The 5,994-nt window shown below is 64.1% G+C and carries 6 protein-coding genes, 5 tRNA genes and 1 pseudogene; 5 read left to right on the plus strand and 7 right to left on the minus strand.

Annotated elements, in window-relative coordinates; all coding sequences use genetic code 11:
* Positions 1-263: 263 nt before the first annotated feature.
* Positions 264-349 (minus strand) — tRNA-Leu (locus AC1VAN_RS08335).
* Positions 350-487: 138 nt separating this feature from the next.
* Here AC1VAN_RS08335 and AC1VAN_RS08340 point away from each other — a divergent pair.
* Complete coding sequence (locus AC1VAN_RS08340) at positions 488-868, plus strand: response regulator (RefSeq protein WP_032976175.1); 381 nt, start codon at positions 488-490, stop codon at positions 866-868.
* 9 nt (positions 869-877) lie between these two features.
* Here AC1VAN_RS08340 and AC1VAN_RS08345 read toward each other — a convergent pair whose 3' ends face one another.
* The gene (locus AC1VAN_RS08345) at positions 878-1,834 is read right to left on the minus strand and encodes an SOS response-associated peptidase family protein (RefSeq protein WP_032976174.1); all 957 of its coding nucleotides are present in this window, start codon (positions 1,832-1,834) and stop codon (positions 878-880) included.
* Between the two features lie 78 nt (positions 1,835-1,912).
* Here AC1VAN_RS08345 and AC1VAN_RS08350 point away from each other — a divergent pair, with 78 nt between their 5' ends.
* A complete protein-coding gene (locus AC1VAN_RS08350) occupies positions 1,913-2,329 on the plus strand; it encodes a GNAT family N-acetyltransferase (RefSeq protein ID WP_032976173.1) in 417 nt (138 codons plus the stop codon).
* 63 nt (positions 2,330-2,392) lie between these two features.
* Here AC1VAN_RS08350 and AC1VAN_RS08355 read toward each other — a convergent pair.
* The 5 genes from AC1VAN_RS08355 to AC1VAN_RS08375 all read right to left on the minus strand — a co-directional run bounded on the left by AC1VAN_RS08355 (position 2,393) and on the right by AC1VAN_RS08375 (position 3,521).
* Positions 2,393-2,468: transfer RNA gene (locus tag AC1VAN_RS08355), tRNA-Glu, on the minus strand.
* A gap of 49 nt (positions 2,469-2,517) precedes the next feature.
* Positions 2,518-2,593: transfer RNA gene (locus AC1VAN_RS08360), tRNA-Ala, on the minus strand.
* Positions 2,594-2,775: 182 nt separating this feature from the next.
* Positions 2,776-2,851: transfer RNA gene (locus AC1VAN_RS08365), tRNA-Glu, on the minus strand.
* 53 nt (positions 2,852-2,904) lie between these two features.
* Positions 2,905-2,980, minus strand: a tRNA-Ala gene (locus AC1VAN_RS08370).
* A 142-nt stretch (positions 2,981-3,122) separates the two neighbouring features.
* The gene (locus tag AC1VAN_RS08375) at positions 3,123-3,521 is read right to left on the minus strand and encodes a heavy metal-responsive transcriptional regulator (RefSeq protein ID WP_025879240.1); all 399 of its coding nucleotides are present in this window, start codon (positions 3,519-3,521) and stop codon (positions 3,123-3,125) included.
* 183 nt (positions 3,522-3,704) lie between these two features.
* Between AC1VAN_RS08375 and AC1VAN_RS08380 the strand changes: the two genes are divergently transcribed.
* The 3 genes and pseudogenes from AC1VAN_RS08380 to AC1VAN_RS08390 all read left to right on the plus strand — a co-directional run.
* Positions 3,705-4,772: a GlxA family transcriptional regulator gene (locus tag AC1VAN_RS08380; RefSeq protein WP_480985618.1), complete on the plus strand. Its 1,068-nt coding sequence runs from the start codon at positions 3,705-3,707 to the stop codon at positions 4,770-4,772.
* An 85-nt stretch (positions 4,773-4,857) separates the two neighbouring features.
* Positions 4,858-5,661 (plus strand): TlpA family protein disulfide reductase, encoded by an 804-nt coding sequence (locus tag AC1VAN_RS08385; protein WP_032975237.1) that lies wholly within the window; start codon positions 4,858-4,860, stop codon positions 5,659-5,661.
* 30 nt (positions 5,662-5,691) lie between these two features.
* Positions 5,692-5,994, plus strand: a pseudogene (locus AC1VAN_RS08390) (thiol:disulfide interchange protein DsbG); the annotation flags it as partial.

The raw sequence follows: 5,994 nt of genomic DNA on the forward strand, positions 1-5,994 counted from the left end.
GCCCAAGGTGTCTTTCACCATCGACGAAGACGGCTCCAGTGGCGATGGCACGATCGGAAGTGAAGTTCTTCGGAATTTCAACATCCTGCTGGACACCAAGACCGGCGACGTCTATCTGCGTCCCAACGGGAGGGCGGTGCTGCAGCAACTGCGGCGGTGACAGGACGATCGAGAGGGGAAGTGGGGAGGAGAATTGGCCGGAGTCGGCTGATTCACGACTCCATTCCGCCATTCCTTCTGGAAGCCTCGCGTTGCAAGGCTTGTGGTGCCGGTGAAAGGACTCGAACCTTCATGGGGTCGCCCCCGGCTGATTTTGAGTCAGCTGCGTATACCATTCCGCCACACCGGCAGCAGCGGGCTAGTGTACCCGAGCCGGGCGGGCGTTCATAGAGGTGCGGGCGAACAGGGCCGAAATGGCTTCAAATTGTCGGTATCGGCCGACTGCTGGCTATACTGGCAACGCTTAACAGGCACGGAGCGATAGCCTATGTCAGCGTTGCAGGACCTGCGGGTGCTGGTAGTGGAGAACGACGAGATGAGTGCGGCGCTGCTGCAGATGCAGCTGGTGCATTCCGGTGCTCTGGTCGTTGGTCTTGCCGCGTCCGTTGCCGAGGCACTGCGCCTGCTGGAAGAGGCCAACCCTGACGTGGCCCTGCTGGATTACCGGTTGGCCCACAACGAGACCAGTGAACCAGTCGCTGCGGCGCTGGCCGCGCGCGGGGTGCCGTTCGTGCTCGCCACCGGCATGGCCGCCGAACAACTGCCGGTCGCGATGCGATCGGGGGTACTGTTGATCAAGCCCTATCTGTCGGCGGAACTGTCCAAGGCATTGGTCCGCGCAGTGGGACGTTCCAGCGCCAACGCCTGATCCAACCGCTCAGGCGGCTTCTTCGTAGACATAACGGATCTCCTCGCGGTCGTCGAGGATGGCGTACTGCGCCGGCAGGTTGTCCGGGTCCGGGTTGAGCCATGCGTCCAGATGCTCGGCGCGGATCGGCAGTACGCCCCGGTCATGGCCGGCAGCGGCAACATCGATTGACGGTCCATCGGTGATGGTGGCGAACGACAACAGGCGTCCTTCCGGGCCCTCCCATTCCGCCCACAGGCAGGCCAGCAACAAGTCGCGCGGCGGATCAGGGCGGAACTCCAGCACYACGTCCTGTTCCTTCTCGTCGTTGTGCAGGGTGCGGCCGGCAATGGTGTGGCGAGGAACGTGCTCGTAGAAGGCCTGTACCACCACCACGCCGTGGCGCAGTCCGAAGGCCCCGCGCCAATAGCCTTCCAGGCTGTCCCGCCGCGCATTGTAGGTGCCGGGATAGAGGACATCGTTGCGCGCGGGCTTGTCCGGAAGCCGGCATTGATAGCGCATCGGCTTGATCACGCGCCGGCCATTCTCGCTGACCATCACCGGCGCGTAGGTGCCAGGAAAAATACGGTTGTCGCGTGGCAGCAGCTGTTCCCGATGCAGGTCGTCCAGCCGTGCCTGCGCGCGGTCGATGCGGTTGCCGGCAACGCGCAGGTCATTGCGCGCTTTCTGCGTGGGACGGGTGGCCAGGGTTGCATTGGCGATGTCGCGACGCTCAAGCTGCCGCTCCAGCTCAGCCTGCAGCTGTTGCCGCTCCTGTGCATGCCATTGCTGGATCTTCGCCACGATGTCGCGGCCCAGTTCGGTGCGCGCACCGGCAAATCCGTCGTCCATCGCTTTCGGCGTTTTCGGTCGTTTCTTGCCGGGATCATGCGCATAGAGTTCGGCGAACTCCTCCAGGGAGAGGACGGCGCCGAACTCGCGCACCAGCTTGGCGTAGTCGGCGCGGATCAGGGCGGAATAGCACATTGGACTCTGCCGGAAGATGGGTCGCAGCGGCTGCGACATGGATGCGGCAGGATAGCTCGACCTTCCAGGAGACGTTGCATGAATGATCCAGAGACGATCCAGTTCCGTCAGGCGGTGCCGACGGTTGAAGACTACTGCCAGCTGCGTGCGCTGGCCGGGCTCAGTGCAAAGACCCATGAGGCGGCGACGCGGGCATTGCCCAATACCGTTTTCGGTGTCTGTGCCTACCAGGGCAGCGAGCTGGTAGCGATGGGCCGGATCATCGGCGATGGTGGTTGCCACCTGCAGGTCTGCGATATCGCCGTGCTGCCGCGCCTGCAGGGGCAGGGTCTGGGCAAGGCGGTGATGCAGCGTCTGAGCGACTGGATGCAGGGCAACCTGCCGCCGTCGGCGTATGTGAGTCTGTTGGCCGATGGCGAGGCACATCGGCTGTATGCGCAGTTTGGCTTTGAGGCGACCGCGCCAGCCTCGATCGGCATGTATCGCCGGTTCTGAAACGCGGTCACCAGGGAATCGCAGGCAAAGAAAAACCCCGGCCGAAGCCGGGGTTTCAAAGATTGGCGTCCCCACGGGGATTCGAACCCCGGTCGCCACCGTGAAAGGGTGATGTCCTAGGCCTCTAGACGATGGGGACGCACGAAAAACTTCAAGTTGTAGAACTCTCGACGGCCTAATGYCGAAAGTGGTGGAGCCAAGCGGGATCGAACCGCTGACCTCCTGCATGCCATGCAGGCGCTCTCCCAGCTGAGCTATGGCCCCGTGTTACCGAGCCGCCTATCATACCTGCCTGTTCACATTTGTGGAAGCTTTTTTTGAAGCTTTTTCATCGAATCGTTCATTGCCACAAGGGCAGGAGCGTTCCGACGCCACAACCTGAATGCCGGTGGGCGGTGAACAAAAAAGACCCGGTTATCGGCCGGGTCCTCGTTGTTCATGATGAGTGGCGTCCCCACGGGGATTCGAACCCCGGTCGCCACCGTGAAAGGGTGATGTCCTAGGCCTCTAGACGATGGGGACGCAGATCTCATCAATGTTCTTTGCGACCTTTCGACGGCCTAATGCCGAAAGTATGGTGGAGCCAAGCGGGATCGAACCGCTGACCTCCTGCATGCCATGCAGGCGCTCTCCCAGCTGAGCTATGGCCCCACGTCGCTGAGGAGCGAAATAATAGCTGTGCCCCCGGGGGTTGGCAAGCGCTTTGTTGCACTTTTCTACACATGGCGCGCGATGGCGCGGAGGCGATTTCCGCCTGCCAGGCAGCACATGTGTCGACGCAGACGTCAGGCGCTCAGCGGTCTTCCCCGGTCAGCGCGGCCAGGATCGGGCACTGGTCGAGCGCGCCATGTCCGGGGCAGGCATCGACCAGTTGCGAGAGGGCGCCATGCATGCGCTGCAGTTCGGCCATCCGCAGTTCGATGTCCTGCAGTCGAATCCGCGCGGTGTCACGCACGCTGCCCATGTCCTGCGGAGGATGATCGCTGAGGGAAAGCAGTTCACCGATCTCGTCCAGGCTGAAGCCCAGAGTCTTTGCCCGGCGGATGAAGCGCAGGCGTCGCAGATCCTGCTCGCCGAAGATGCGATAGCCACCTGCCGTACGTGCCGCGGTGGGCAGAAGCTGCTGACGTTCGTAGTAGCGGACGGTGTCGATGGGGACGCCGGCCTGGCGTGCCAACTGACCAATGTTCACGGCGGACTCCTCTGGACCTGCCGTGCATAGTCATCCCTGGACTCTGGTCAAGAGTCAAGGCTTTGCCTGCGTCACCCATTCAGCACACTTTGCAACTTTCTTCATAGCCCCCGGGGCAAAGCAGTTCCTACCCTCAACCTGAACCGGCCGCTCGACGGCCTGAACCGGAAGAGGAGGTGGGGAGTGGAGGGAATCAGCAACGAAGGATTCGTCGAGGTTGCGGTGGTTGAATACCCCGGAGGCGACCCGTCGGCTGCATCGGTGCTTGCCGAAATGGCGCACGTCGCCAATCGTCTGGCGCAGCAGCAGCGACGGCCCTGCAAGCGGGTGCTGGTCACCCGCTGGATTGTGCCTGCCAGCAATACCGGCGTGCATCGCATTGCCGGTGCCGAAATGCTGGACGCGGCAATTCCCGCAGTGATCGCCTTGCCGGGCCAGGTCAGTTCCGGTGCGTCGCTGCGCGCCGAGGATGTCCTGCTGGACTGGTTGCGGGCCCACTACGACGGCGGCAGCCTGCTGGCCGCCGCAGGTGACGGGGTCAGTGTGCTGGCACGGGCGGGTCTGTTGACGGGGCGCACGGTGTCAGGCCCTGACCTCAACCGCCATCCGGCGCTGCAGGTGCAGGTCGGCAGCTGGGCACCCAGTGAGCGTGCACTCGTCGATGATGGCGATCTGCTCACCGTGGGCGGGGCCCAGGCCTGGCGCTTCCTCGGTCTGCGCCTGCTGTACCGGCTGCACGGCCAGGGCGTGGCCAGCGCGGTGGCACAGCAGTTGGGGATAGTGGTGCCAGTGGGGATCCAGCAGGATCTCGAGYGATTCAGTGCCAACTTCGCCCATGGTGACCGTGACGTGCTGAAGGCGCAGCGCTGGCTGCATACCACGGCTGCACGTGGGGCGACGCTGGGGGCAATCTGTGAGATCTCCGGCCTGGAACCGCGGACCCTGCAACGCCGTTTCCTGAAGGCGACCGGGCTGCGGCCCATCGAGTACTGCCAGCGACTGCGCGTGGCCAAGGCGCAGACGTTGCTGCAGCAGGGCGCCAGCATCGACGAAGTTGCCTGGGGGGTGGGCTACGYTGATCAGAGCGCATTCCGCCGGCTGTTCCTGCGCATCGTCGGCATGACGCCCGCCAACTATCGTCGCCACGTCAGCAATAAACGCCGCGACCGTCCGCTGACGCCTGCCGTGGCCGGCAGTCTGCGAGGGCTGCGCGCCTCGCCAGGCACGCAGCTGGGGCGCAACGCCGCTTGATGAATGCTGTTGGATGCGTCGTGCTTGCATCGCAGGCACGACGCTTTGACCATGCGGGTCTGTGCAGGCGAGAGCGGGTGAGCTGATGTCGAGTGTTGGGCCGGTGCCGATGCCGGTGGTGTTGATCCTGATCTTCCTGTTGCTGGCGATGGCCATTGCGCGGTTCTGGTCGCGTGCTGAGCCTGGCCAGGCTCGGCCACCTGCAGCCGGGATGGTGCTGGACATGCTGCTGGTTGGCCTGCTGTGTGGCCGGCTGTCCTTTGTTGCCGCGCATTTCAGCCTTTATCGTGAAGCTCCCTGGAGCGTGCTGCAGATTGCCGATGGTGGGTATCACCTGCCCGTTGTGATCGGCGCTGGATTTGCCTGGGCGCTGTGGCGACTGCGCAGGCATCGCGCGTTGAGGGCGCCGGTGCTGGCAGGTGCGCTGGCCGGACTGCTGCTGTGGGGCGGTGCAAGCCAGGGGCTCGCGTACTGGCAGGCAAAGCAGATGCCGCTGCCGACACTGCAGGTAGTCGACCTGCAGGGCAGGGCGATTGACCTGCAGCAGTTTCACGGCAGGCCGCTCGTGCTGAACCTGTGGGCCAGCTGGTGCGGCCCGTGTCGCCGGGAGATGCCGGTACTGGCGACGGCCCAGCAGAAGCATGCCGATATCCAGTTCGTCTTCCTCAACCAGGGCGAGACCCTTGCCGAGGTCCAGACCTTTCTAGCCGCTGAACACATCTCGCTGGGCAACGTCCTGCTGGATGAGTCATCGGCTGCCTCTACCTCGCTGGACGTCCGGGCTTTCCCCTCCACGCTCTTCTTCGACGCGCAGGGGCGGTTGCAGGAACTGCATCTCGGCGAACTGACCCAGGCCGGTCTTGAACACAAACTGCGCCGGCTGCGGTAGCCTGCGCTGGCATCCCACTACGGAGTTTCCATGTTGTCGATTTCCCCGCGCATCGCGCATACGCTGATGCTGCCGGCCATGCTGGCGCTGGCTGCCTGCAGCCAGGCACAGACCCCACCGGGCAAGGGTGCCGCTGCACCGGCAACGGCTTCGGCAACGGCAGCCGCCAGGAAGGGTGAGTTGCCAGCTGTCCTGAAGGGCATCGAGAAGCATGGCTTCGAGGTGGTCTCCGAATTCGACGCGCCGGGCGGCCTGCGCGGCTTTGCCGGCATGGTTGGTGGCCAGCAGCCGGCGGCGGCTTACGTGACCGCCGATGGCAAGCATGTGCTGGTG

It is taken from the genome of Stenotrophomonas sp. 05L44_2, from assembly GCF_056665995.1.